Annotated in this window: 23 protein-coding genes, 1 tRNA gene and 1 pseudogene; 12 read left to right on the forward strand and 13 right to left on the reverse strand. The window is 53.0% G+C overall.

Going from position 1 to position 24,210, the window contains the following annotated elements; all coding sequences use genetic code 11:
• Positions 1 to 86: 86 nt before the first annotated feature.
• Positions 87 to 1,055, reverse strand: a complete 969-nt coding sequence (locus ACR0NA_RS03900) for a TAXI family TRAP transporter solute-binding subunit (RefSeq protein WP_170655692.1) — start codon at positions 1,053 to 1,055, stop codon at positions 87 to 89.
• A gap of 752 nt (positions 1,056 to 1,807) precedes the next feature.
• Here ACR0NA_RS03900 and ACR0NA_RS03905 point away from each other — a divergent pair.
• Positions 1,808 to 2,818 carry a sulfotransferase family 2 domain-containing protein gene (locus tag ACR0NA_RS03905; RefSeq protein ID WP_480726215.1) on the forward strand — a complete coding sequence of 337 codons (1,011 nt, stop codon included), beginning with the start codon at positions 1,808 to 1,810 and terminating at the stop codon, positions 2,816 to 2,818.
• 359 nt (positions 2,819 to 3,177) lie between these two features.
• Here ACR0NA_RS03905 and ACR0NA_RS03910 read toward each other — a convergent pair whose 3' ends face one another.
• The gene (locus ACR0NA_RS03910; RefSeq protein ID WP_480726217.1) at positions 3,178 to 3,864 is read right to left on the reverse strand and encodes a GntR family transcriptional regulator; all 687 of its coding nucleotides are present in this window, start codon (positions 3,862 to 3,864) and stop codon (positions 3,178 to 3,180) included.
• 140 nt (positions 3,865 to 4,004) lie between these two features.
• Here ACR0NA_RS03910 and ACR0NA_RS03915 point away from each other — a divergent pair, with 140 nt between their 5' ends.
• Together ACR0NA_RS03915 and ACR0NA_RS03920 are read left to right on the forward strand one after the other, a co-directional pair.
• Positions 4,005 to 5,162, forward strand: coding sequence for a M24 family metallopeptidase (locus tag ACR0NA_RS03915; RefSeq protein WP_480726219.1), 1,158 nt, complete (start codon positions 4,005 to 4,007; stop codon positions 5,160 to 5,162).
• Positions 5,163 to 5,164: 2 nt separating this feature from the next.
• Positions 5,165 to 5,959, forward strand: a complete 795-nt coding sequence (locus tag ACR0NA_RS03920) for a carbon-nitrogen hydrolase family protein (protein ID WP_480726221.1) — start codon at positions 5,165 to 5,167, stop codon at positions 5,957 to 5,959.
• Positions 5,960 to 5,986: 27 nt separating this feature from the next.
• Here the strand turns inward: ACR0NA_RS03920 and ACR0NA_RS03925 are convergent, their stop codons facing one another.
• The 5 genes from ACR0NA_RS03925 to ACR0NA_RS03945 form a co-directional block, all read right to left on the reverse strand.
• Positions 5,987 to 6,388: a ribonuclease E inhibitor RraB gene (locus ACR0NA_RS03925; protein ID WP_480726223.1), complete on the reverse strand. Its 402-nt coding sequence runs from the start codon at positions 6,386 to 6,388 to the stop codon at positions 5,987 to 5,989.
• Between the two features lie 38 nt (positions 6,389 to 6,426).
• Positions 6,427 to 6,903, reverse strand: coding sequence for a hypothetical protein (locus ACR0NA_RS03930; protein WP_480726225.1), 477 nt, complete (start codon positions 6,901 to 6,903; stop codon positions 6,427 to 6,429).
• Positions 6,904 to 7,381: 478 nt separating this feature from the next.
• Positions 7,382 to 8,866, reverse strand: coding sequence for a SpoVR family protein (locus ACR0NA_RS03935; RefSeq protein WP_480726227.1), 1,485 nt, complete (start codon positions 8,864 to 8,866; stop codon positions 7,382 to 7,384).
• Positions 8,859 to 10,181: a YeaH/YhbH family protein gene (locus tag ACR0NA_RS03940; protein ID WP_480726229.1), complete on the reverse strand. Its 1,323-nt coding sequence runs from the start codon at positions 10,179 to 10,181 to the stop codon at positions 8,859 to 8,861. Before ACR0NA_RS03940 ends, ACR0NA_RS03935 begins: the two co-directional genes overlap by 8 nt.
• Before the next feature lie 15 nt (positions 10,182 to 10,196).
• Positions 10,197 to 12,131, reverse strand: a complete 1,935-nt coding sequence (locus tag ACR0NA_RS03945; protein WP_480726231.1) for a PrkA family serine protein kinase — start codon at positions 12,129 to 12,131, stop codon at positions 10,197 to 10,199.
• 321 nt (positions 12,132 to 12,452) lie between these two features.
• Between ACR0NA_RS03945 and ACR0NA_RS03950 the strand changes: the two genes are divergently transcribed.
• The 3 genes and pseudogenes from ACR0NA_RS03950 to ACR0NA_RS03960 all read left to right on the forward strand — a co-directional run.
• A complete protein-coding gene (locus ACR0NA_RS03950) occupies positions 12,453 to 12,695 on the forward strand; it encodes a site-specific integrase (protein WP_480726233.1) in 243 nt (80 codons plus the stop codon).
• Positions 12,696 to 13,792: 1,097 nt separating this feature from the next.
• Positions 13,793 to 14,788 (forward strand): hypothetical protein, encoded by a 996-nt coding sequence (locus tag ACR0NA_RS03955; protein WP_480726235.1) that lies wholly within the window; start codon positions 13,793 to 13,795, stop codon positions 14,786 to 14,788.
• A 109-nt stretch (positions 14,789 to 14,897) separates the two neighbouring features.
• Positions 14,898 to 15,019: pseudogene (locus ACR0NA_RS03960) on the forward strand (IS5/IS1182 family transposase); the annotation flags it as partial.
• 104 nt (positions 15,020 to 15,123) lie between these two features.
• Here the strand turns inward: ACR0NA_RS03960 and ACR0NA_RS03965 are convergent.
• A tRNA-Leu gene (locus ACR0NA_RS03965) sits at positions 15,124 to 15,209 on the reverse strand.
• Positions 15,210 to 15,579: 370 nt separating this feature from the next.
• Positions 15,580 to 16,038: a hypothetical protein gene (locus ACR0NA_RS03970; protein WP_480726237.1), complete on the reverse strand. Its 459-nt coding sequence runs from the start codon at positions 16,036 to 16,038 to the stop codon at positions 15,580 to 15,582.
• Positions 16,039 to 16,420: 382 nt separating this feature from the next.
• Here ACR0NA_RS03970 and ACR0NA_RS03975 point away from each other — a divergent pair, with 382 nt between their 5' ends.
• The 4 genes from ACR0NA_RS03975 to ACR0NA_RS03990 all read left to right on the forward strand — a co-directional run bounded on the left by ACR0NA_RS03975 (position 16,421) and on the right by ACR0NA_RS03990 (position 20,493).
• Entirely contained in the window at positions 16,421 to 18,565 is a 2,145-nt protein-coding gene (locus ACR0NA_RS03975; protein ID WP_480726240.1) for a pentapeptide repeat-containing protein, read from the forward strand.
• Positions 18,566 to 18,650: 85 nt separating this feature from the next.
• Positions 18,651 to 18,974 (forward strand): hypothetical protein, encoded by a 324-nt coding sequence (locus tag ACR0NA_RS03980; RefSeq protein ID WP_480726244.1) that lies wholly within the window; start codon positions 18,651 to 18,653, stop codon positions 18,972 to 18,974.
• 479 nt (positions 18,975 to 19,453) lie between these two features.
• On the forward strand, positions 19,454 to 20,032 hold the full coding sequence (locus tag ACR0NA_RS03985; RefSeq protein WP_170655714.1) for a YqaA family protein: 579 nt from the start codon (positions 19,454 to 19,456) through the stop codon (positions 20,030 to 20,032).
• Positions 20,029 to 20,493 (forward strand): disulfide bond formation protein B, encoded by a 465-nt coding sequence (locus tag ACR0NA_RS03990; RefSeq protein ID WP_480726249.1) that lies wholly within the window; start codon positions 20,029 to 20,031, stop codon positions 20,491 to 20,493. Before ACR0NA_RS03985 ends, ACR0NA_RS03990 begins: the two co-directional genes overlap by 4 nt.
• Before the next feature lie 2 nt (positions 20,494 to 20,495).
• Here the strand turns inward: ACR0NA_RS03990 and ACR0NA_RS03995 are convergent, their stop codons facing one another.
• Positions 20,496 to 21,083 carry an HNH endonuclease gene (locus tag ACR0NA_RS03995; protein WP_170655718.1) on the reverse strand — a complete coding sequence of 196 codons (588 nt, stop codon included), beginning with the start codon at positions 21,081 to 21,083 and terminating at the stop codon, positions 20,496 to 20,498.
• Positions 21,084 to 21,296: 213 nt separating this feature from the next.
• On the opposite strand from ACR0NA_RS03995, the gene ACR0NA_RS04000 reads away from it, so the two are divergent.
• Positions 21,297 to 21,902 carry an rRNA large subunit pseudouridine synthase E gene (locus ACR0NA_RS04000; protein WP_480726252.1) on the forward strand — a complete coding sequence of 202 codons (606 nt, stop codon included), beginning with the start codon at positions 21,297 to 21,299 and terminating at the stop codon, positions 21,900 to 21,902.
• Between the two features lie 31 nt (positions 21,903 to 21,933).
• Positions 21,934 to 22,359: a VOC family protein gene (locus ACR0NA_RS04005; protein WP_480726255.1), complete on the forward strand. Its 426-nt coding sequence runs from the start codon at positions 21,934 to 21,936 to the stop codon at positions 22,357 to 22,359.
• Here ACR0NA_RS04005 and ACR0NA_RS04010 read toward each other — a convergent pair.
• The 3 genes from ACR0NA_RS04010 to ACR0NA_RS04020 are packed head-to-tail and all read right to left on the reverse strand — an operon-like array spanning position 22,356 to position 24,141.
• The gene (locus ACR0NA_RS04010) at positions 22,356 to 22,844 is read right to left on the reverse strand and encodes an N-acetyltransferase family protein (protein WP_480726258.1); all 489 of its coding nucleotides are present in this window, start codon (positions 22,842 to 22,844) and stop codon (positions 22,356 to 22,358) included. The two genes, ACR0NA_RS04005 and ACR0NA_RS04010, sit on opposite strands and share 4 nt — an antisense overlap.
• Before the next feature lie 2 nt (positions 22,845 to 22,846).
• Positions 22,847 to 23,512, reverse strand: a complete 666-nt coding sequence (locus ACR0NA_RS04015; RefSeq protein ID WP_480726260.1) for an alpha/beta hydrolase — start codon at positions 23,510 to 23,512, stop codon at positions 22,847 to 22,849.
• Entirely contained in the window at positions 23,509 to 24,141 is a 633-nt protein-coding gene (locus ACR0NA_RS04020; RefSeq protein WP_480726262.1) for a DNA-3-methyladenine glycosylase family protein, read from the reverse strand. The genes ACR0NA_RS04015 and ACR0NA_RS04020 overlap by 4 nt, the downstream gene beginning before the upstream one ends.
• Positions 24,142 to 24,210 lie beyond the last annotated feature (69 nt).

Genomic DNA, 24,210 nt, shown 5'->3' on the forward strand with positions numbered 1-24,210 from the left:
GCCGTTGTGCCGGCATTATTGCCCCGGTTTACCGGGTTGCCACGAGGCGCCCTTTGGAGGCGCCTCGTAGAATTTTAATGGGTGGCTTAGTTCAGCCAGCCTTTTTCTTGATAGTACTTTTCAGCACCCGGGTGCAGTGGGGCCGAAAGGCCATCCTTGATCATTTCTTCCGGTGTCAGGTTGGCAAACGCAGGGTGCAATTTCTTGAAGTCGTCGAAGTTTTCAAAGACTGACGAAACCAGCGTATACACCGCCTCGTCCGATACATTCGCCGAAGTCACCAACGTTGCGCCAACACCAAATGTGCTTACGTCATCCGGGTTGCCGCGATAGGTGCCGCCTTTGATGGTGGCTTTGCGGTAGAATGTGTTTTCATCGACCAGACGATCGATTCCGGCACCTTCAACACTGACCAGAACCGAGTCACAGGCAGTGGTTGCTTCCTGGATCGAACCCGATGGGTGACCAACGGTGTAGACCATGGCGTCAATCTGGTTGTCACACAGAGCGGCGGACTGTTCGGCAGCCTTGAGTTCGGTTGCAAGCTCAAAGTCCTGCATGCCCCACTCTTTCATACCCATCACCACTTCCATGGTGCCACGCTGACCGGAACCGGGGTTGCCGACATTCACCCGCTTGCCCTTGAGGTCATCAAAGGTTGTGATCCCGGAATCGGCACGCGCTACGACGGTAAAGGGTTCAGGGTGGATCGAAAACACGGCGCGCAGGTCTTCGAACTTGCCCGCATCCTGAAACTTGGACGAGCCGTTATAAGCATGGAACTGCCAGTCGGATTGTGCCACACCAAACTCCAGCTCACCTTCGCGGATGGTGTTGATATTATAGACAGATCCCCCTGTCGATTCGACCGAACAGCGAACGCCGTGTTCCTTTCGGCCCTTGTTGACCAGACGGCAGACAGCGCCACCGGTCGGATAATAAACGCCGGTCACACCGCCGGTACCGATGGTGATGAACTCTTCCGCGTAAGCGGCCGGTGCCATGAACGCCGCCGTTACAATGGCGCCGAGGCTAAGCTTGCTGCTATTTTTCATTTATGTACTCCCAGGTATTTATTCAGTGGACGGAAGAACGACTTTGCGACCTGTCCGACCCATCCGAGATGGAGGCCAATACAGATCAAACGCGCACCGTTCAATGGCGCAAACGCCTGAAATTCCTTTCTCTCCCGACAGTTCAAGGGTTTCATTCAGATACCTGCATTGTCAAGGCTCGGACCAGCGCAGACCGCCCAAAGAAGCAGATTTGACGAAGAGGCAGGAACATTCCCCCCGAAACCTCCCGACCTGACAGGTATCAAAACAAAGCGCCAAACAGAAATACACCCATATTGCGCGCGCAACTCAGGCAAGACATGCTTTGTTGCCTAGAGCCATCTGTTTTGTCTATTGCGACACGATTGGTGATCAAAGAAGCGTCGCAATGCAGAGACAATTCCAAACAGTGGGATCGCTGTGTTTCACTTGAAGGTGACGCGCTTAACATGGGTACTCGTGTTCGTTCTACGCAGCTTCAAGCACGTCAGTCTGGCCAAAATCGGAAGCATCGATATCAACGGAACAACCACCATATTCAAACTCTAACTATCAGGGCATCACGCAAACTGATGGTGGCTAGTGCACCCGTGCCATTCACGCCTTCTACGCCGGCGAAAAGGCATGGCAACTCTGTGCCGGGTACCGGCATTTTTAGCCCAAGCGCCTTGCTTCTGACACCGACTTTCTGACAGATACGGCGCAGACGTGCTTATCGTCCCCGAAGATTGCCAGAAATATGAAAGCGCTCAATGCATCGAAAATTGATTTTTCTTCACCTGCCCAAAACGGGTGGTACAAGTCTAACTTCTATGCTTTCCAATCACTTTGACGCAGCTCAGGTATGCCCAAAACGGGTCAATGACCTGATGACGTTAGAGGATGGTGATCTTTCCAAATACCAGTTCTTCTCGGGGCATTATAAGCTGGCAGAGATACCTGCAGCGCTTAGAGATCAGGATATAGTTTCGATTTTTCGCAACCCGAGGGATCGACTGCTTTCCACCTACTACTACCATCGTTCCCTTAGTTGGGATTTCATAGAAGAACGCGGTTTAGAACGCGCCAAACGAGCAAAAGAGAACGATCTCCTGACTTGGTTGCGTGAGATCCAGGATGACGACAATTTGTGCAACACAATGGCGCGTGCAATTGTCGTGCCTCCGTCAGGGGCAACCTACGAGGACATGTCGGACAGCGAAAAAGTCGAAAACGCATTCGACAAAGTTGATAAGTTAAGCGCAATAGGAATATTTGAGTATTACGATGTTTCCGCTGCACTAATTTTTCAATCGCTGGGTTTAGAACATCCGGATAGGTTGAAACATCTCCAGGTAAACCCAAGCACAAAAAAGGCCGGCAAGATAGCGTCAGGAGCTGAAGCCTCGGCGACTAAACGCTATGAAATAACTGAAGATATCGAAGCTGAACTCAACCGGCTTACGAAGTTGGATCATCAACTCTATGACTACGCCAAGAAGCAGTTTTTTGTTCGCCTCAGCGAAGATGCATTGAAGTTGGTACAAGCCATTTCCAAAAAGCAGGAAGAAACTGCCAATGAGCGTGACATAGCTGTAGCACAGCGCAACAAAGCTGCTGCAGAACGCAACAAAGCAACCGCAGAGCGTGACCAAGCCAAGGCAGAGCGTGACAAGGCAGCGGCAGAGCGTGACAGAGTGACTGCAGAGCGTGACCACGCAAAAAGATACCCTTGGAAAAATCTAAGTCACGCCGCGAAGCTTCGCCTGAAACGTTCTTCGTAAGCTAAAATTGGCATATTAGTCGGCTGATCAGCCTGAACTTAGCGGTCAAAATCGACTGCTGGCCTTTGATCCATCCACGCGCTGGCTTCGAGCGTTTTTTGCAACAGCCCAAGTCTTATTGTGATCGCTGTTAAACTGACGGGCACCGGCCATCAGAGCGTCACCGGTCCTGACTGCAGAGAGAAATTGCACCGGGGGCAACGCCGAAGAATTGGTCAGCCGTTCTCTTTCGGGTGTTCCCCTAATGTGTTCGGCCTGCTTGTCCTTGAAGGATCCGAAAGCGCTTCTTAGCCCTTCCCGATACCGGTAGTGGTCTTCCGGCAATACCATCATAACATCGACCACACGACAAAGGCTCGTCATTCCGCTTCAGTCGACAGTAAGTGGGTTTTAATCCGTTGGTAGCCATATCCGATATGGGTTCGCTGGATAAACCCGATGGCAGTGACATCGCCTAGGTTCAGCGCGGTGTTGATCTCGCTAAGTTCCGCTACTAGCGCCAGTGCCATTTCCGAGCCTCTTTGGTTGCCGACCCGGTTCCAGGTACTGGCCGCCTGACAATAGGTCTGCCACCAAAATGACCTTAACGTACCGTTGCCGATCAGACTGGTGATCAGCACATGCAGGCAATGATTGATCTCGATGTATCGCCGGGAATCGAAAGCACTGCACAACGCTTTCGCGTCCTGCAGCAATGTCTGTCCGATCTCGCAATCTGTCTCGGTGATGACGCGGGGTGACATGGTGCCGATCAACGGCGCAAGCTCCAGCCGCATGTCATAAACATGACGGATTTGCGCAGCTGACAGTGCGACCACGACCGTACCTACCCCATTACGGGTTTCCACCAGCCCCAGATGACTGATCCGGCTGATCGCATCGCGTATCGGAGTTCTGCTGACGCCAAATTCAGCAGCCAGTTCAGCCTCTTTTAGTTGTTCGCCTGGCGGGTATTCCAGAAAACAAATCCGCTTCAAAACTTCGGTCTGGATGGCTTCGGCCGTACTTTTGATTTCTCTTGCGGTGGCATTTTGAGAGAGGGGCATATGATCTCCTTTGCATAAGGTGCATACACCAATGGCGAATTGACGGCAATAATTGGGGTGCATTATAAATTTGACACTTTAGCTGTGTACAGCTTAAGCGTTTGGAGATACCTCTCCAGCCCCCATTCGAGGAAACGCAAATGCTAGACGAAGCCAAAACCCGCACCTTCACCCTTCAGGCCCGGATGAAAGATCTGGGTATCCAGCGGGCCGTATTTACGGATGAAAGCTCCATCGCTTACCTCGCGGGGTTTTGGGGCTATTTGGGTATCGAATTTGGCCGCCCCTCAATGTTAGTAGTAAATGCCGATGAGGCGCCAATCGTGATCACCCCGCTGATGGAAAGCGAATTGGTGGGCGCGATGACCTGGGTCGAGGATGTTCGGACTTGGGAAGATATGGGGCAACGCACATGGGGCCGCGCCCTTGCCAGCGCCCTAGGTGATAATCCGGGTGACATCTGGGTGGAGCGCGGCAGCATCCCCGCAATTGTGCGCAATCATTTGGATGAGACCTATCCGGGGGTGCCGATCAAAGACATCTCACCGATACTGGGGGCCATGCGGATGATCAAAACTCCCTTTGAAATTCAGGTGATGAAAGAAGCAGGCCAGATCTCTGGCGCAATGATGAAAGCCGCTCATGACAGCTTGCAGGAGGGTGCTCCGGAATATGAGAGTGCACTGGCCGTTATTGAGGCCGGATCTCGCAAGGCTGCCACGTTTCTTACGGATAAAGGCTGGGACAGATTTGTCTCGCCCATGATCCACAACCTGCAAATCCTGCAAAGCGGCAAGGACACATCCATGGTGCACCGCCGCGCCTCGGTGCGTCGATATCAGCGCGCCGATCCGGTCTATTTCTGCTTTTGCAACATGGCGCAGTTCAAACAATACAAACTGGGTTTCGACCGGATGTTCCACATCGGTGAAGTGCGCGATGACGCCGCCCGTGTTCAAGAAGCCGCCATTGACGCCCAACAAGCTGCAATCGCCTCTATTCGCCCTGGGGTCGAAGCGCAACAAGTGGCTGCAGCCGCCAATGAGATCTATGCCCAACGGGGATATGAGACCGGATACCGCACGGGGCGATCGATTGGTGTGGCCTATCTTGAGGCGCCCGAGCTTAAAACCGGCGACACCACCATTCTGCAACCGGGCATGACCTTTGCAGTGGATGGGGGCATCTCTATCGATGGGGTGACCGCGGGGCGTATCGGCGATTCCGTCGTGGTGACGGAGACGGGATTTGACTACATCACCGAATATCCCCGAACATTGTTGGTCACGGACAACTAAGGATGGACCGTGTGTTCCGACTTGCGGTTGGACAATCGCCAGCAGAATTGGCTACGGTGCATGATCGACTGGATTGGCTGTCGAGGGTGATGCCCGAGGTCGCCGCCGAGCAAGCTGACCTTCTGGTGCTGCCCGAGCTTTTTGCCAGTGGCTATCATATCGGCGATCAGGTCGTCGCGCGGGCCGAACCTGCTGACGGTCCTATTTCTCAGGCCATTGCGACACTTGCCAAGGAACACGGCCTCGCAATCCACTATGGATTTCCTGAAGCTGACGGGGAAACGATCTTTAACGCGGCACAATGCATCGGGCCGGACGGTGCACGATTGGGCGGGCACCGTAAGCTCGTCATTCCGCCGGGATTCGAAAGAAATTACTTCACACCCGGTCGAGGGTGTACGCTTTTTTCTTACCGAGATGTACGGATTGCGACGCTGATTTGCTATGATGCAGAATTTCCGGAAACGGTGCGGCACGTGGCCTCGATTGGAGCAGAGCTTGTCATCGTGCCCACCGCACTAGGCGCTCAGTGGGAGTGGGTCGCGCAACGCATGATTCCAACCCGCGCTTTTGAGAACGGTGTGTATCTTACGTACGCCAACAGCGCTGGCAGCGAAAACGGCATGACCTTTCTGGGCCAAAGTTTTATTGCAACCCCAGATGGGCGGGAACTGGCACGCGCAAAGGCGCAACCCGATATCATCTACGGTGCTTTGCACCTAGACAAAGTGTCAGTCGCACAAGCAAGGCTTCCTTATCTAGTGGACCGCGAAGCGCTAGGACCAGACGTTCTCTAACTCTTGCCGAACGTCAGCTTCGTCCGCTCAGCCGTCACCCTGATAGAAGGGTAAATCAGAACCAAACCCGATGCTGTAATCATCATACCTCGCTGAATATTGCGCAGCAGTAGATTTGAATAGCTCGTCATGTTTTTTGATCTCTGACCCGCTAGGGATGAAGCTCACCTCGGCTTCGATCTCATGAGGATATTGATCGCCCTCTTCATCGGTTTCCTGTGTGATCACGTAACCTTTTTCAGCCAATTCTTTTGCCGCAATATCCGCATCCCGCCGACTCTTGAAGGCAAGGTAAAACGTGAAAGGAGCAGGTTGCGTTAAGTCGAGACCATGTTCTTCTGCAGACTTCAACATTTGCTCATCTGAGGGTTTAAAAAAGTGATCCTGAATCGTGCTCAACCGATCCTGGATAAGCGACCAAAAAGCCATCACTCCACTCCTTTCTTGGAACCGCATTCCAATCGAATTTAACTGTTGAGGCAAAAGAAAATGTTCTGAGCGCGCGGCGGGCCAGGCAGGTGCCTGAATGATCCCGGCATCTGAGAAATCTGATACAGCAATTCGTCTACTTGCCTTGGGTGCCGGATCAGACCCAAATCGCGGAGGTTCCTAATTGCAAAGCAATCAGCTGCCGCCTCATTTCCGCCGACAACATGGTGGGCACACTCATGCAAGAACCAAAACTGACCCACCAAAGGCGGAACGCGGTTAAAAAATCCCGGGCCCAAAACGATTATCGGGTAGCCATTGTTCATTGCACGCCCGATGTTGTGGTCAACATTGGGGTCGATGAAGATCGCCACCCTTTGCCCTGAACTTGACGTACAGTGCATCGGAACTCCACCGATATCTACGTACCCAAGTGGACCTTGCTGTGCTTGAGCAAGCGAATAGAAAAAGAGATTTGTCGTAATAAAAGTTGCAATAACAATGAATTTTGACAACTGGTTTTCCTCCCTATTGTGAACTTTCGAATATCTGCGATGAGCGCGAAGCAAACACTCAATTGACTTTAGCCCGTTACTCCGCGGCGAACGACCAAACTGAGTTCAATCAGAGATTTTAGTTTATTCGTGCCGTGCACCTCACCAATTTGAAGCCAAGCACTCGGGAGTCCTTGTGCTACCAAATGTCAGATCGGAAGTTTCTTTTGAGAAAGTTCCCAAAAAGCGAACTTGCAGCGGCAAAAAATATTATGTGTACGTGGGGTAAAGACAGACCTCACCAATCACGAGACCGTCAATTGCAAAAAGTATATAACAGAGCCCCAGTCATCGGCACGCGGCTTGCCGTAGGACTTTGGGAAACAGGTCTACAAATGCGCCATCTGCGTATGGCTCAGCCAGAGACGATCAGACATTTCACCGCTCGTTCTTCGAATGATGAATCATACCGTAAAACGGATATCAATGGGTCCCAAACCTAGTTTTCAAACGCCGCATCAAAACCCCAGATTTGCTGCAGATAGCCCAAAGTCGCTTCCGACGCCTTTTTGTTTAACGGCACACCGTTGCGCACGGAGTGATTAAGCCTGAGGTGACGATCGCCCATCAAGTCCACGTCAACAATCTGAATATCGGGATCGTGTTCCGAAACGTCGAAACTGTGCGCCAGGGTGTCGCGCACCTTATGATAACCGCGCTCGTCATGAATTGCATCGACGGTGTAGAAAGGTTTCCCCTCTTCATCGGTCAGCGAAAACATGCGGAATCGGCGCATAACATTGGGGCTGAGGAACTGCTGCACGAAACTCTCGTCCCGATAGTTGGCCCAGGCATCCTTCAATACATCCCGCCACGCGCCGCTGCCTGCAATGTCCGGGAACCAATCCCGATCCTCTTCGGTTGGGTCGGTGCAGATACGCTTGATATCCTGCATCATCGCGAAACCCAGCGCATAAGGGTTGATCCCCATTGCGTTCGGGGCGTCAAAGTCGGGCTGCGTCAGCACATTGGTATGGCTGTGCAATATTTCGAGCATGCCGCCATCCGTTAGCAGACCGGCACGGTGCAACTCGTTGGTGATATAATAGTGGACGAAGCATGCGCATCCTTCGTTCATCACTTTGGTCTGGCGCTGCGGGTAGAAGTACTGTGCTATGTTGCGAACGATGCGCAGAACCTCGCGTTGCCAAGACTTCAGAACCGGGCTGTGACGTTCGACGAAATAGAGCAGATTTTCTTCTGGCAACCCCATTTCTCGCTTACGTTTTTGCGCCTCTTCATCGGTTTTCGACGACTGTGTGGGGTGATCGAAAGCGTCCCACAGGTAATGTACCGCCCGTTCTTCTTCGATGCGCCGCTCACGCTGTCGGATTCTCTCGTCCGCAAGCGATGAGTGGGGGGGGCGCCTGTGTCGGAAAACGCTCGATGGCATAAGCGCGTGGGCAGCGTCGAGTAGTTGCTCAACCTCGCGTTCCCCGTGCTGTTCTTCGCATTGGGCAATAAAACCACGTGCGTAGTCGAGGTAGTCGAGAATACCCTGCGCATCGCTCCACTGGCGAAACAGATGATTGTTCTTGAAGAAATGATTGTGCCCGAAGGCCGCGTGGGCAATCACAAGGACCTGAAGCGCCATCGTGTTGTCTTCTAGGCAGTACGAAATACAGGGATCGGAATTGATGACGATCTCATAGGCAAGACCGTTTGCGCCCTTGCTGTAGGCTTTCTCTTCGTGAACAAAACGCTTGCCGAAGGACCAGTGCCGATACATGAGCGGCATCCCGGTCGACGAATAGGCATCCAGCATTTGCTGATACGAGATGATTTCTATCTGGTTGGGATAGACGTCAAGTTCGAGATCATCAATCGCCACACGTTCGATCGCGTCAAAGCTGCGCTGGATGGTATCGAAATCCCATTCCGCGCCTTCAAACAATGGCGTCCTAGCTTCTGCCCGCTCAGCCATTGGAAACTCCGTTCGTCTTGCGCGCAAACAGCTCGTGCAGAACCGGGTAGATGTCACTGGCGCGCGCGATCCGCTTCATGGCGAAGTTCGGCCAGGCCTCTGCGACCTGCCGGTACGAGCGCCACAATTCCATGCCATTATCTTCGCTGTTCATCAGATTGGCTTCGGTCTCGTCGACGATCTCCGTATAGGCGAAGTATTGGCAGCCCTTCATCAGATCACTGTTCAACAGGTCGGCGCACAGTTGCGAATCTCCGCTGAAATTCTCACCATCTGATGCTTGCGCGGCATAGATATTCCACAGTGCGGACGGGTAGCGGGCTTCGATTATCTTTTTCATCTCATTGAGCGCGCTGCTCACGACCGTACCGCCGGTTTGGCGAGAGTGAAAGAAAGTGTCTTCGTCGACTTCCGCGGCGATCTGGGTGTGGCGGATGAACACAAGTTCGATCTTGTCGTAGCGTTGCTTGAGGAAAAGATGCAGCAGGACGAAGAACTGCTTAGCAAGGCTCTTCTCCCGCTCTCCCATAGAGGCTGAAACGTCCATCAAGCAAAACATCACCGCGTTTGCCGCCGGCTCGGGGCGCATCTCGAAATACTTGTAACGTACGTCCAGCGGGTCAATGTAGGGAATGATCTTGCGCCGCCTTAACATCTTGTCGAGCCGCTCACGCAGCAAATGCTTTTCCGCCTTTCGCGCCGCATTTGGCTTTTCCTGCGCCTCTAGTTCTTCAACCTGTAGCGTGAGAGCCTGTATCTCGGCATTTGTTGGGCGCCGCATAGCAAGACGTCGACCGAACGCATTGCGCATCGTCCGCGAAACACTGAGGTTGGCGGGTGTCCCGGCGGCGGTATAGCCCATACGATGCGGTTTGGAGACCGCAACCTCTTTCAGACTGCGTTTGACCATGTCGGGCAGTTCGAGATCTTCGAAAAACAGGGAGAGAAATTCGTCCCGCGAGAGAACGAACATGAACTCGTCCTCGCCCTCTCCATCCGGCGCACCCTCACGTCCACCTTGTCCACTCTGACCCGATGGAGGTTTCTTGAGCCGGTCACCAGCCTTGAACTTCTTGTTTCCGGTCAGAACCCGGTGTCTGGAACCACCTTTGCCGTCATGTTGAAAATGCGGTTCTCCGATCCCTTCTGATGGTACCGAGATATTTTCCTGCTGGCCGACATCGGCGATTTTCCGGCGTCGTACGCTTTCGTCAACCGCCTCTTTGACGGCGGAACGAACCCGGCGCAAAAACCGCCTACGGTTCCCGAGGTTCTTATCCTTGGGGTTTAGCCTTCGGTCGATGAAATGGGCCATTTGAGCATAGACTCCTCATCCTGCCTTGTTGACCCGCATGTACCATTCAACCAGGCGCCTGACCTGACGGCGCGTGTAGCCGCGGCCGATCATGCGATCAATAAACTCGTTATGCTTGGCTTCGGTTTCCTTGTCCCGCTTGGCGCCAAAGCTGATGACCGGCAGCAAGTCCTGGATCTGACCGAACATACGCTTTTCAATCACGCGTCTCAGCTTCTCATATTTGCGCCAATCCGGATTGCGACCGCGATTGTTGGCCCGCGCACGCAGCACGAATTTGACCACTTCGTTTCGGAAGTCCTTGTGGTTGGAAACTCCGGCCGGTTTTTCGATCTTTTCAAGCTCCTGCTCCAGAACGCCGCGATTGAGAATCTGGCCAGTATCCGGATCTTTGAAGTCCTGATCTTCGATCCAGGCATCAGCATAGGCGATGTATCTGTCGAAAAGGTTCTGACCAAAGTCAGAATAGGATTCCAGGTAGGCTTTTTGGATCTCGTTACCGATGAATTCCGCGTAGCGCGGCGACAGATCGTCTTTCATGAAAGACAAGTACCGGCTTTCAACCTCGTCGGGGAATTGTTCGCGTTTCACCGCCTGTTCAAGAACATAGAGTAGATGAACCGGATCGGCACCCACCTCCTCGGTGTCGTGATTGAAGGTCTCGGACAGTACTTTGAACGCAAAGCGGGTGGATGTGCCCGTCATCCCCTCGTCCACCCCGGCAACATCCCGATATTCCTGCACTGACCGCGCTTTTGGATCGGTATCCTTCAGGGTTTCACCGTCATAGACGCGAAGCTTGGAAAATGTTGGTGAGTTTTCATGTTCTTTCAGCCGTGTCAAAACACTGAACTGGCTCAGGATGGACAGCGTTTCCGGCGCACAGGGGGATTCGCCAAGGCTGCTTTCCTCGAGCAACTTTTCGTAAATTCGGGCTTCGTCGGAGGCACGCAGGCAATAGGGAACCTTAACCAGACTGATTCGATCCAGGAAGGCCTCGTTGTTCTTGTTGTTTTTAAACTGCTGCCATTCTGCTTCGTTCGAATGCGCGACTATTATCCCCTGGAAGGGGAAAGCACCGATGTTCTCTGTGCCCGCATAAGACCCCTCCTGCGTAGCGGTCAGCAAGGGATGCAGCACCTTGATTGGCGCTTTGAACATCTCCACGAATTCCATCAAGCCTTGCGTGGTGCGGTTCAGAGCGCCGGAATAGGAGTAAGCGTCCGGGTCGTTCTGGCTGAATTCCTCCAGCTTGCGGATATCGAGCTTCCCGACAAGCGAAGAAATGTCCTGATTGTTTTCATCGCCCGGTTCGGTTTTCGCAACGCAAATCTGGCGCAGTTTCGACGGGTAGAGTTTCACAACCGAAAATTGGGAAATATCGCCGTCAAACTCCTGCAGGCGTTTGACAGCCCAGGGCGAAATCAATCCGTTCAACAACCGTTTGGGGATATTGTACTTGTTCTCCAGCAGATCCCCCATCCTCGCACGGTCGAAAAGGCCAAGCGGAGACTCAAAGATTGGGCTGATCTGGTCACCCGCCTTCAGCACGTAAATCGGCTGCCGCTCCATAAGGTTCTTGAGGATCTCGGCAAGTGTTGATTTGCCCCCACCGACCGGACCCAACAGATAGAGGATTTGCTTGCGTTCCTCGAGGCCCTGGCTGGCATGGCGGAAAAAACCGACTATTCTCTCAATGGTTTCCTCGACGCCATAGATGTCTTGGAAGGGTTTGTATCGTTTGATTGTACGGTTAAGAAAAATGCGACTGAGCCGAGCCTCTTGACTGGTATCGACAAGCTCTGGTTCGTCAATTGCGGCGACCATCCGCTCGGCGGCGGTAGCCCGCATCGTTGGATTTTCACGACATTCCAGCAAATAGTCCTGCAATGTCATTTCGATGAGCTTTGTTCGCCCATACTCTTCTGCAAACTGCTCGAAAATCTCCATATTAAAAGTTCCTCTAGGTTTCGTTCTCCTTCGTCCCAGCGCGCTAAGTTCATCCTAGTCTACCACAAAATTGGTCCGTAATTGTCTAATTTCTAATCACAATTTGTTTCCCGCCCGTTGTCCTGTTGAAACAAGTGCTCCTTGAAGCCTGCAATAGCCGCCACTGCGCGACCTTTTTTGCCGCCTTGGTCGCGCCGATGTTCTACCCTCGTTATGGGTTTGCCCCGACCAGTAAGCAGACGCCGTGTCCTGACGCCCTGACAGCCCCGGAAGCTTGGATTGCACTTGAACTGGCTGCAGGCTCAGTCGAGACATTTAGCGGTGAACCGAAGCGAGCCGTTGGGCTACTATGCCGTTGAAAAAGCGTTTCGCGCTTGGCGTAAGGATCTGGGGGCCAACGCTAAACCTTATGTTCTGCGTGGCCTGCGAAAACCCGCGATTATCCGGCTGGCCGAGGCTGGATGTTCAGAAGCTGAAAATCAGGCCGTCACAAACCAAAGTGCCCAAATGGTCGCTTACTATCGCTACAAGGTGGATCGTCGCTGGTTGTCAAAGGTCGCGTAGACACGCCGAATCTGAGGCTAGAACAGAACGGGACTAGGACGTGAAAGTGTTAGTAAATGTAATCGCCCCTAAACTCACTAGAGCGGAAAATGCGACTATCCCATTAAAATCAGTGGTGCCCAAGGAGAGACTCGAACTCTCACGCCCGTGAAGGCGGGGGATTTTGAATCCGACGCCGGGATTGTAAGATATTGTTTTTACGCATTTACCCACGTCACCTCGTCACTTTCATGTCACCAAACGGCGTCACCGATGTCGGGTAGGAATCTGTCATGCCATAGGATGTCCTGCTGCGTAACCATTTGCGGACTTTTTCACTGACTTACACGCAACCACTCGTAGTCTCGAAATTTTGTCACGGACGTTTTGCTTGTCTAGAAGTGGTGGTGGTGCGCCTAAAGGCAGAAACCTCGAATCTCTTGTTCCAGTCGTTTGCCCATTAGGAAGCGGCACTCAAGGCCGAATGCAAAGCGGGGTATTTGGGTGCGTGGCAAATCGAACTCTGGTCGTCGGCGGTAGTATTTTCGCCGTTGACTAGGGTACTCACGTGTAAGCTAAGGCCCTCGCGTAAGTTCGTACTCCACAACAAAAAAACTGTGGTCGACGCTTGCCGCCCCTACTCGATTTTGCCATTCTATCTGAAGTGGTGGAAAAAAATTCGAGCAGCCAACATGCACACAGAAAAACCTTCGGCTTTCGTAGCCTACACCTTACGCGACAGCAGTTTGTCTGACACTATTTTTACGGGAGTCAGGAAAGCCAATGCAGTTGTTGGCTGCCCCATCCGATTTGAACCTTGGCAAATTAGTGACATTTCAGGAAAGAACCTTATTCCCTCATTTTTAGAGGTGAATGACGCTTCACCGTTTATGTGTGCGGATATTACCTACCTTAACCTCGCTTCCAATATGAACACCAGATTCTACAGCGCGCTCTCCAACTAGCTCGCATTTGGTTCAATTAGCCGAACACTGGTGAGCGCCTAAAACCTACATTGCGTTGAACAGGTGGACTTTGGGTTATCGACTCGATCACCGAAACTGATCTACCGCAACGGCACCTTCCATACATTGCAACCATCAATCCCGAAAACCAAAATGACACCAGACAATCCATCTGAAGACACTGAAAGCACGCAATCTTCTGACGAACGCGAGTCGTTGTTTCTGACGACGCTGTACGTCTTTTTCGCGATAGTAGGAATAGCAGGTTTCGGGTTGCTATTGGCCACACTGTTTTTGGCAAACGCGCAATTCACTTACACGGGCCAAGGTGGTTGGGGTACTGGTGAATTCGGTGATTCATTCGGTTTTGTCACTTCGGTGTTCACCGGAACGGCCTACTTAGGGCTCTTTGTAGCAATGCTTCACCAACGGAAGGAACTGAAACTCGTACGAGAGGAACGGAATCTTGCCCAACAAACACTCAACCTTCAAGCAAGCCTAAACACTGCGACCGAAAATGAACTCACGAAAAGAACACTTGAAGATAGAGCGTTTCGGCTGATTGAAATCGTTCGTTCAGGCGGAGTAATCAATCCGGGAAATTTTAGCGACGAAACGACAATTCACAAAACTCGAATTAGATCTGCCTTGAACGCTATGGAGCGTTTGGGCGAAGCAGAAAACCAACGCGCAGCCGAACTGGCACGGCGTGGATTGCGTTTCACCAACGAGATCATGAGCGCCTACAGGGACAGTTATTGTTGGGAAATACTTGCTGCTCTTAAGGCCATTGAGAAAGCAGAGCTAACGGACGACTTGCTTCCAATCTTAGTAAGCGCGACCGCCAGAGGAAACGACGCCATTTACTATGCATTTTCAATGAATTTGAAGTTCTACGATCCAAATCACGATGACCTGTTCAATAGATTTATTCATCGATACCAAGACGATGATCTTCGGGATGTGGAAGCAAGTTCGGCCCACGAAAAGGCAAGTACGAACTCTATGAAGTACAAATTATTGCCACTTCCGAAGCTAAAAACTCGGACACCTATGCCAAGGGAATTTGTGGATGAGGAGATTCCGGAAGAGTTTCTGGAGGAGTATATGGCTAGTTTACCGACATCACGACGCAGAATCCGCTTGTAACTGACATCATTTGTCGGTTTTTGGCTAGGGTCAGGATACATTGATTTTCGCTTCGCTCCGTGTTTCACGGCTCTAAAAACGGAGCGGAGATATGTGCGACCTTTATTGACTGACCACCGAGCAGATAGCCAAGCTCACCCCTTTTTTCCCGAAGTCGCACGGCAAGCCTCGGGTTGATAACAAACGGGAGTTCAGCGGGATTACTTTTTCAAAAGCAATTGGTTGCGTTGGCGATTTCAGCACCGTTGGTCACATGCGGAAAGAGGGACTTCGAACCGGAGAAATTACCCTACCTTACGAGGGGTTGAGGTTTTTCTCTACGTCTGAAAGCAAGATGGTGCCCTTCCCCGGACTCGAACCGGGACGCCCTTGCGGGCAAGAGATTTTGAATCTCTCGTGTCTACCATTCCACCAGAAGGGCACTAAGGTTGTCGTTTAGGCGACCCGTCAGGGGTCGTCAATAGGGTCTGTAAATGTAGAGGCCAACGGCCACCGTTAGAAACGCTTACCGCTGTTTCGGTCGCAGTATTAGTACCACATCTTTAAGATCAAAATAAGCAAGGCAACAAAAGTGATTGTAGCACCAGCGCCTCCTGCAATCTGAAGATAGACGTTCATTCTAGTCAGCTTATCTGTTTCCTCCACAAGCCGCGAGGTCAATGCACTTTGCTGCAAGGCTATCGTGTCAAATTCCCGTCGCTCAACCATAAAATGTCCTCCAATATGGCTGTCCTTGAACGAGTTTACTGAAACAATTTGGCGGTGACCACCCGAAGGCGGCCACCAGTTGCTCAACGCGAGTAGCGAGGAAGACCCGAACCCATCATATGTAGTCCGATGCGGACTATAAATGCGTTCTGGAAGAAGAACGTCGAGGTCAATGCCTTCCAGTCCCGCGGACTGAAGTCATAGTTCGGGTTGAGGAAAGCTGCTGTGACGCCCTGCCCTGCCCTCTGAGCTTTCCGTGCTAGATCAAAAGTTGGATTGGACATGAAAGAGTTCATTAGACCGCCGCCACTGCGAAGGCCGCTGGAACGGTAGTCGAAGACAGGTTCACCACCTCCGAAGCCCCACACGAAGTCCACACCCATGGGTATGAAGGACGAGAACGCAGCACGTTGGAAGGCAGCCTTACCGATGGATGCGGTCGAGAGGCGTTCCTTCAGCCATTCTTCCTTGTCCGGTCGGCCCTGCGCGTTGAGAACCTGTTGACCTACATAGAACAGGTCCCCGAAGAACATGGACGTCATAGCAGCCGAGAAGGCTTCCCAATCACGGGCGTTAACGCCAGCCAGAAGCTGCTTCGTATAGACGGTAATAATGAGCGGAACGACATGACAGTCATGTCCATCTGGCGCGTTTTGAACGCAGGTTTGCTGCCCATGCGATACTTCTATTACCGGCGTCCCATTTCAGTACATTTGCAATGCAGGCAGCAGAGTTTATCCTGCTCATAGATACGTCAAGCGCACGAAGTTTGAGATCGATGCTATGTGACCGAATGGCTTTTGAACCTATGGTGGTTTCACCACCAATCGGTGCACCAAACAAGTCCTTTACTAGCTTGACCGAAATGCCAAAATTGCGCGATGCGTGTATTCACGATAATATGCTGGTATTTAGAGATATTTCATGCGCCGCCGAGTTTACATAAATCGTCCCAAGTCTCCGGACACTTCCGCGATTGACCGGATTAATGAGCTATCAAAGATTGCGCGGACCAATTGGTTCGGTCTTCTGGCATACTTGTCCTTTGCTGGTATCACTCTCTTGGGGGTTCAGGACGCCGATTTCTTTATTGAAAGCCGTCAAACGACACTGCCACTGGTTGGAGTCGATATACCGACCCGAGATTTCTTTATCTTCGGTCCAGTTCTCGGTACCGCACTATTTGTTTACCTGCATCTCTATCTCCTGAAATTGTGGGAAGCCCTGGCTGAGGCTCCGCCGCGACCAAAGGGTGAGGCGTTATCGCTGCAGGTCACTCCTTGGCTAATCAACGATCTCGGGCTTGCGCTTCGCCGGGACAACGCATTTCACCGCCGTCCGATGGATTGGCTATCACATATTGTGACTTTCCTGCTGGTCTTTGCCGTCGGCCCAGTTGTGATCGGATATTTCTGGGTACGTTATTGGCCCGCTCACGAACTTGGGTTTTCAATTTTCAATGCGCTTCTCTTCACGTTAACAACAATGACCATGCTGTCGAGCCTATTCACAGCCATCACACGATTGCGCTATGGCTGGACCTACCGAGGCGGGTGGTGGCACCTGATGGCTATTGTCCCAACTTTAATTATTGTGCTCCCAGCATTATCCTTAACTGTCATAAAAACCGACGGACCTGAGCGACTAGGGCTACTTCGCGTAGCGACCGAAAAAGCCCATTCGGGGACATATCGCGTTTTAGTTGAGATTGGGCTCTTGGCTGAGCCTTTATCCCCTAACGATGGCGCAAATCCTTATGCCCTTCAGATTGCGTCGGCTGATTTGAGGGAGGTCGAGTTCGTGTCTATTCCTGCAAACTGGCTAGGTTACGAGGACAATCGACGACAATTTCGCATTCAATGGTGTGCCCAACAAGGCATTGATCCGGAGATTTGCGGGCCAACTGAGCATGATAGCTTTCTCAAAGAACACAACAATACCGCGCGCAAAAAATGGTGCGACCAAGATCGCTATACTTCGCAAGCCAAATGCGCAGGATTTTTTTTAGATCTTGAAACGCAATTCAATCGAGCTTGGAAAACCGAACGGCTGGCGAAACTGAGAACGTTGGAACGTTGGTCCCCGCGCAACTCGGATTTCCGCAATGCTGATATGGCGAATGCCGTGTTGCCGAGGGCGGATTTACGCGGCGCGCAGATGGAAGGGGCGAATCTAGTCCTCGCACAGATGGAAGGGGTAGATCTAAGCGGCGCTCAGATGGAAGGGGCGGATCTACGCGGCGCGCAAATGAAAGGTGTGAATCTAAGCGGCGCGCAATTGAAAGGGGCGGATCTAAACAGCGCGCAGATGGAAGGGGCGAATCTAGTCCTCGCGCAGATGGAAGGGGCGAATCTAGTCCTCGCGCAGATGGAAGGGGCGAATCTACGCAACGCACGGTTGGTAGGAGCGAAACTATTCCTCGCGCAGATGGAAGGGGCGGATTTAAGCGGCGCGCAATTGAAAGGCGCGGACCTAAGCAGCGCGCAGTTGGAAGGGGCGGATCTATTCCTCACGGAGATGGAAGGGGTGAATCTACAAGACGCACGGATGAAAGGGGCGGATCTAAGCGGCGCGCAGATGGAAGGGGCAAATCTAAGGCGCGCGCAGATGGAAGGTGTGGATCTACGCAGCGCGGAGATGGAAGGGGTGAATCTACAAGGCGCACTGATGAAATCCGTAAAATGGGACGGTGCGGTTAACGTTTCACCTGCCCATTTTACGGATTTCAGAGGGAGCCTCGACTTTACACAAGACCGCCTTTTGTCGCTAGTCGGAAACTCGCACACTCTATTACCCGACCAACTGAACCCTGACACAGGACAGCCCTTATTCATCCCCTCCTGCTGGGCGAAAGAGCCAAAATCGTGGCATATACTGGTTGAGACGTTTGTTGACGAATTCGCATCAGAAGATGAACTTCGCGCAGAATTCATTTGCCAATCTGGCGCGATCCCTCAGAAGACTGGCACACCTTGGCCGCTGGACTTACCGCCGCCCTGGGAAATCGACTCAGACTGGGAACCGTTGGATCGAGGGCCGGTCGAAGTCTCAAACACCCTATCCGAATGATACCATTCCCACCCCCCAAGCTCACTTATCTCAGAGCATCACCCGCAAAGGTTTCCGGGACCGGGTAAACGGAGAGATCAACGCCATGTGCGATTTTGACCATAAATTGTTTATCGGCCATCTGACCATTGATCCAGCGGGTGTAAGCCACCGGTCGTCAAATATGCCACCCGGAGTTCGCATTCTTAGTAATTCGCCCTTCCCTGTTCGCCGTAAAATGACCGGCGTGGCCGATTGCTTCCATATCGTCCGCAGGTGTTCCGAATTTCTTTCCAATTTGAATACCTCTAAAAAGCCGCCCGAAGGACTGCTCCTCCCTGTTCCAATGGTCTTTATTCTTGCCCGTACAATTGTGGGCGATCAACCAAAGGTCGAGTACTCAGCGCGCGACTCATCTTTCTTAGATTGAGGTATCAAGCGGCATCTAAATTTACTCAAATTGCTACAACGTCACTTTGTCACCATCGGTGACGCGAGAGTGACATTGGGTGACCAGCCGCTCGCCAACAACCTGTGACGGACACTCTCTATCCAAGTCACTGTATTCGGTGACCTGCACATGCGGGAAAGTTGCATTGGCGGGACTTTCCCGGTTCTAGGAGAGCCATTGAAACCCATAAAAACTTGAGCTTTACCGGCGTTTTCCGTGGAGTGAGCGTGGATTATCTGCACAAGCGGGAATGTCTTTAAGTGGGTGCGCCTTGGATTTTGAATCCCCTGCGTCTACCATTCCGCCACTTGGGCCACGACCACTGGATTAGCGCCCACAGGCAGTAAGGTCCAGAGGCAAAAGCACAGAATTCAGACCTGATTTCGATCCAGAGTGGTTGACGCTTTGCTGACCTCATGATTTGGCTTAACGCAACAGTTTCAAGGATTGCGCTTCAGATGTTGCGAGCACTTTATGACCGGACGATTCGTCTGGCCGAGCATCCACACGCCATGTGGGCGTTGGCTGTCGTCGCTTTTGTCGAAAGTTCATTTTTTCCGATTCCTCCGGACGTGCTGATGATTCCAATGATTCTCGCCCGTCCGTCCAAAGCGTGGTTGATAGCGACCGTCGCTTTGGTCGCGTCGGTTCTGGGCGGGCTTTTGGGATATGCGATCGGGGCGTTTTTCTATGAAAGCGTCGGCCAGCCCATCCTCGAGTCGATGGGCAAGGCGCACGCTATGGAAGAATTCAATGAGCGTTTTAACGACTTTGGGTTCTGGGCTGTTCTAACCGCCGGGGTAACGCCATTCCCCTACAAGGTCATCACGATCATGTCCGGGTGGACCGGAATGCCACTTGGAACATTTGTCGCGACTTCGATCCTGGCCCGAGCACTCCGGTTCTTCGTTGTCGCAGGATTGCTCTGGGGTTTCGGAGAGCCTATCCGCGACTTCATTGAAAAGCGTCTGGGCTTGGTCTTTACAGTCTTCATCGTCCTCTTGATCGGAGGCTTCGCGGTGGTACGATACCTATGACAAATCGAAATAAGCTGGTTATGCTTGCGGCGCTGGGTTCTGCCGCGATGTTGCTGAGCGCGTGGGGGTTTCAATACCTAGGTGGTCTTGCGCCGTGCAAGATGTGTATCTGGCAGCGTTATCCGCATGCAGCCGCCACCGTCATCGGCGTTGTCGCGCTGGCGGTGCCGAAACTCCGGATTTTGCCCGCTCTGGGCGCGCTTGCTGCGCTGACCACCGCTGCGGTGGGGCTGTTTCACGCAGGTGTGGAACGTGGCTGGTGGGAAGGCCCGTCCACATGCACGTCCGGTGATATTGGCGGACTGACACCGAAACAGTTAATGGATCAGATATTGGCGGCGCCGCTGGTCAGATGCGACGAAATTCCGTGGGAATTGTTTGGAGTGTCGATGGCCGGTTGGAATGCGCTGGTTTCAATGGGCTTGGTTCTTGTGTGGATCGCAGCCTGGAAAAGTAACTGAAGCTACTGCGCGTCCAGTTCAGCATCCCAGTACAAAAAGTCCATCCAGCTCTCATGCAGGTGGTTGGGCGGGAATTTGCGGCCCACATTTTGCAGTTCTTCTGCTTCGGGCTGCCTCGGCGGTTTGCGTAAGGCCATTCCAGCCTGTCGCAACGACTTTGAGCCCTTGCGAAGATTGCAGGGGCTGCAAGCCGCAACAACGTTCTGCCAGCTTGTTACGCCGCCCGCCGCGCGAGGGACAACATGGTCAAAGGTTAGATCCCCCCTGCTGCCGCAATACTGACAGCAGAATTCGTCCCGCAGAAATAAATTAAAGCGCGTGAAGGCCACGCGCTTTCTGGGTTTTACATAGTCTTTCAGAACAACGACCGACGGTATTCGTATCTGAGTGCTGGGGCTGCGGACTACTTCGTCATATTCGGCAACGATGTCCACGCGATCCAGCCATGCAGCCTTGATCGCCTCCTGCCAGGGCCAGAGAGATAGCGGATAATACGAAAGTGGGCGGTAGTCAGCATTCAGAACCAACGCCGGATGATGTTTAAGCGCACCCGGCTCTCTGACAAATTCAGTCCTGAAATCTCCGTCCATTACAGAATCTCTCCTCGCTCTGTACTGCCCTTTTGTGACATCAGAGCGGGGAGCACCCGCCCCGGTCTTACTATGACTATATATCGTGGTAAAACTCTGACAAGCCCTGAGTTTACACAATATGTCGAAGACTGGGTAAGCCGAATCCGTAACAGATACGTGACAGTTATCCACAGGTTGCACTGTGGCCCTTCAACGGGCTATGGCGGTTTCATGTCCTGGCTTATCCGTTTCAACAAACCCTATGATGTCCTACCCCAGTTCACTGACCGGGCAAATTCGGATTCGCCACGTCCTACGTTGTCGGATTTTATCGACCTGCCTGGCGTATATCCGGCTGGTCGTCTGGATCGGGATAGCGAGGGTTTGATGCTGCTTACAGACGACGGGCGCCTGCAGGCGCAAATCTCGGACCCGAAGCACAAAATGGCCAAGACCTATTGGGTTCAGATCGAAGGTGAACCTGATGCTGCTGCACTTAACGCTTTACGAAAAGGTGTCGAGCTAAAAGACGGTCTGACCCGCCCCGCCAAAGTGCAACTCATGGATGAGCCACCTGATCTGTGGGAACGTGTACCACCAATCAGAGTGCGCAATACGGTTCCCGATAGCTGGATCGAACTGACGTTGCGCGAAGGACGCAACCGCCAGGTGCGCCGGATGACGGCCGCTGTGGGCCACCCTACACTACGCCTGATCCGCGCACGTATTGGCGACTGGTCACTGGATGGGCTGCAACCCGGTCAATGGGAAAGCCTTCCGCTGCCGAATCTGAACAGCGCACCTCAGCGCAAACGCGACCGACGCCCCCGCCGGTGACAGAAGGCGTTACAGTGGCTAAACTGAATGCATGAAGGTCACACCGGACATACCGGCCCCTTCCGCCATTCTGGAAGCTGCCCTCTATGTGGACGATCTGGATGCCGCCGAGCGGTTTTATGGCGAAATTCTAGGGCTGACCCAAATACAGCGCGTCGAGAACCGACACGTTTTTTATCGGGTCGGCAGCTCGGTCCTGTTGCTGTTCAACCCGGACCAAACAGAACAACCGCCGAATAACCCCGATCTGCCCGTTCCCCCGCACGGAGCTCGCGGTGCAGGGCATGTTTGCCTTGTTCTGTCTCGGGATGAGATCGCAATCATGCGCAAACATCTATTGGACTGGAACATTCCGCTTGATGCCGAATTCGACTGGCCCGGTGGCGTAAGGTCGTTGTATGTCCGCGACCCTGCCGGCAACTCGGTCGAATTCGCCGAGGGGCATCTGTGGGATTAACGCAGGTTGAACCGCTTCGAAATCCGATTCACCGGGGTCCCGTCGCGAAGCGGTACGCCGTAAGCGATTGACACATCCCGAAATCCCATCTTGTCATAGTAACTCAAGCCTGGTGCGTTATCGGCGCGGATTGTGGCGTTGATCGATTGAAATCCCAACGAAGTTGCCGCCTTGACTGTCTCAGAAAACAATGCGCGCCCTGCCCCTTTCAGGACTGGATCACGTCTGGTGAAGGTGGCGATGTCCGCGCAATCATCGGGCAGTGCTTCATGTATGCCAAGCCATTGAAATCCCGCCACTTCACCCTGCTCATCCAACACAACGTTACAGCAAATCTTGTCTGCCCCACCCAGATAACTCTGTGCGAACAGAGGTTCCGAGAACGGGATCTCAAACGCCGTTGTTCCGCCAATGGCAATGATCTGGTTGAGGATGCAGCAAGCATCCGCCACATCCTCGCGCATCATCGGGCGGACAGCGATCATGCTCAGAGGCTCAATTTGTCACGCATAAATGCCAGCGCCACGCTCAGCCCATCAGGTGCTATGCCGTGCCCTGTGCCTTTCATGACATGCGCATAAACTTCTTTGAAACCAGCAGTCTGCAGGGCCTCAGCGGCTTCCGGCAGCGATTGGGGCGGTACCACATCATCGGCATCGCCATGCACCAGCAAAATTGGCATCCGGCTGACTACCTCATCAGCCAACAGGTCCGGTTCCAGCAAACGCCCGGAAAACGCGACGATGCCAGCCACTGGGTCTTCGCGACGTGGGGCGACGAACAGGCTCATCATTGTGCCCTGCGAGAATCCGAACAGAACAACCTGTTCCGGCAGCACATCTTCATCGACCATCAGGGCATCAAGAAAGGCATTGAAGTCTTCAACAGCCATTTCCATGCCTCGACGGGCCTCTTCCTCGGATGAGCCATCGATCCACGGAATCGGGAACCACTGAAACCCGTTAGGCATACCGGAAATTTGCTCAGGCGCATCGGGGGCAACAAACAGTGTGTCAGGCAGATGTTCACCTAGCACATCGGCCAACCCCAGCAGGTCCGCCCCGTTGGCACCATAACCGTGCACGAATACCACGACCGAGCGCGTGTCGCCCGAAACCGGTTCTTTCCGGAGCGCGTTCAAAACCCTTGTCATCTGATCCCTTCCCTGTCCTTGGCCACGCGGTAATAGGCCCACAGGACGCGGGCCGCAACCGAACGCCAAGGTGACCATGCTTCGGCCATTTGCCGCAGTTCCTTGTCGGTGGGGCGTTTTGGCAAATCGTAGAGAACGCGCGCCGCCTCTTGCAGGGCCAAATCGCCCGGTGCGATGACATCCGCACGGCCAAGAGAAAACATCGCATAGATTTCAGCGGTCCAGACGCCAATTCCCGGCACCTCAGTGAGGATCGCGACGACCTCTTTGTCAGAAGCATCTCGTAACGCTTTGTAATCTATACGAGCCTCAGCCAACGCCCGTGCATATCGTATTTTTTGTCGGCTCAGTCCAACAGCTCGCAAATCCTCGTCCGTGGCCCACATAATTTTTCGAGGCCCGGTCAGTTTTGCATCCTGCATCCTTTTCCAGATGGCATTGGCCGACGCGACGCTGACCTGCTGACTGACGATCGCGCTGAGCAATTGCGCAAATCCGTCCGGTCGACGTCGCAACGGTAAGGGGCCGGTTTGTTCCATCGCATAGGCCATGCGCGGGCAGGCACCCGCCAGCCACGTGGCGCCTTCGGTCACGCAATCCGGTGTCTCGATAATCCGACCTACGGACATATTCCCCCCTTCCGTGGATGCCTGCACGTTAGGCCCCTTTGCCGCATATGCAACCCGCTTGTGCGCAAA

This window comes from Ruegeria sp. C11 (assembly GCF_056537725.1).

Bases quoted from the DNA above. Each gene is read 5' to 3' on its own strand.
- ACR0NA_RS04020 (WP_480726262.1), bottom strand. From the start codon at position 24,141: ATGTCCGTAGGTCGGATTATCGAGACACCGGATTGCGTGACCGAAGGC.
- ACR0NA_RS03920 (WP_480726221.1), top strand. From the start codon at position 5,165: ATGGACCGTGTGTTCCGACTTGCGGTTGGACAATCGCCAGCAGAATTG.
- ACR0NA_RS03975 (WP_480726240.1), top strand. From the start codon at position 16,421: ATGCGCCGCCGAGTTTACATAAATCGTCCCAAGTCTCCGGACACTTCC.
- ACR0NA_RS04005 (WP_480726255.1), top strand. From the start codon at position 21,934: ATGAAGGTCACACCGGACATACCGGCCCCTTCCGCCATTCTGGAAGCT.
- ACR0NA_RS03945 (WP_480726231.1), bottom strand. From the start codon at position 12,131: ATGGAGATTTTCGAGCAGTTTGCAGAAGAGTATGGGCGAACAAAGCTC.
- ACR0NA_RS03915 (WP_480726219.1), top strand. From the start codon at position 4,005: ATGCTAGACGAAGCCAAAACCCGCACCTTCACCCTTCAGGCCCGGATG.
- ACR0NA_RS04000 (WP_480726252.1), top strand. From the start codon at position 21,297: ATGTCCTGGCTTATCCGTTTCAACAAACCCTATGATGTCCTACCCCAG.
- ACR0NA_RS03985 (WP_170655714.1), top strand. From the start codon at position 19,454: ATGTTGCGAGCACTTTATGACCGGACGATTCGTCTGGCCGAGCATCCA.
- ACR0NA_RS03935 (WP_480726227.1), bottom strand. From the start codon at position 8,866: ATGGCTGAGCGGGCAGAAGCTAGGACGCCATTGTTTGAAGGCGCGGAA.
- ACR0NA_RS03990 (WP_480726249.1), top strand. From the start codon at position 20,029: ATGACAAATCGAAATAAGCTGGTTATGCTTGCGGCGCTGGGTTCTGCC.
- ACR0NA_RS03995 (WP_170655718.1), bottom strand. From the start codon at position 21,083: ATGGACGGAGATTTCAGGACTGAATTTGTCAGAGAGCCGGGTGCGCTT.
- ACR0NA_RS03980 (WP_480726244.1), top strand. From the start codon at position 18,651: ATGTGCGATTTTGACCATAAATTGTTTATCGGCCATCTGACCATTGAT.
- ACR0NA_RS03925 (WP_480726223.1), bottom strand. From the start codon at position 6,388: ATGGCTTTTTGGTCGCTTATCCAGGATCGGTTGAGCACGATTCAGGAT.
- ACR0NA_RS03905 (WP_480726215.1), top strand. From the start codon at position 1,808: ATGCATCGAAAATTGATTTTTCTTCACCTGCCCAAAACGGGTGGTACA.
- ACR0NA_RS04010 (WP_480726258.1), bottom strand. From the start codon at position 22,844: ATGATCGCTGTCCGCCCGATGATGCGCGAGGATGTGGCGGATGCTTGC.
- ACR0NA_RS03970 (WP_480726237.1), bottom strand. From the start codon at position 16,038: ATGACGTCCATGTTCTTCGGGGACCTGTTCTATGTAGGTCAACAGGTT.
- ACR0NA_RS03910 (WP_480726217.1), bottom strand. From the start codon at position 3,864: ATGCCCCTCTCTCAAAATGCCACCGCAAGAGAAATCAAAAGTACGGCC.
- ACR0NA_RS03900 (WP_170655692.1), bottom strand. From the start codon at position 1,055: ATGAAAAATAGCAGCAAGCTTAGCCTCGGCGCCATTGTAACGGCGGCG.
- ACR0NA_RS03955 (WP_480726235.1), top strand. From the start codon at position 13,793: ATGACACCAGACAATCCATCTGAAGACACTGAAAGCACGCAATCTTCT.
- ACR0NA_RS04015 (WP_480726260.1), bottom strand. From the start codon at position 23,512: ATGACAAGGGTTTTGAACGCGCTCCGGAAAGAACCGGTTTCGGGCGAC.
- ACR0NA_RS03940 (WP_480726229.1), bottom strand. From the start codon at position 10,181: ATGGCCCATTTCATCGACCGAAGGCTAAACCCCAAGGATAAGAACCTC.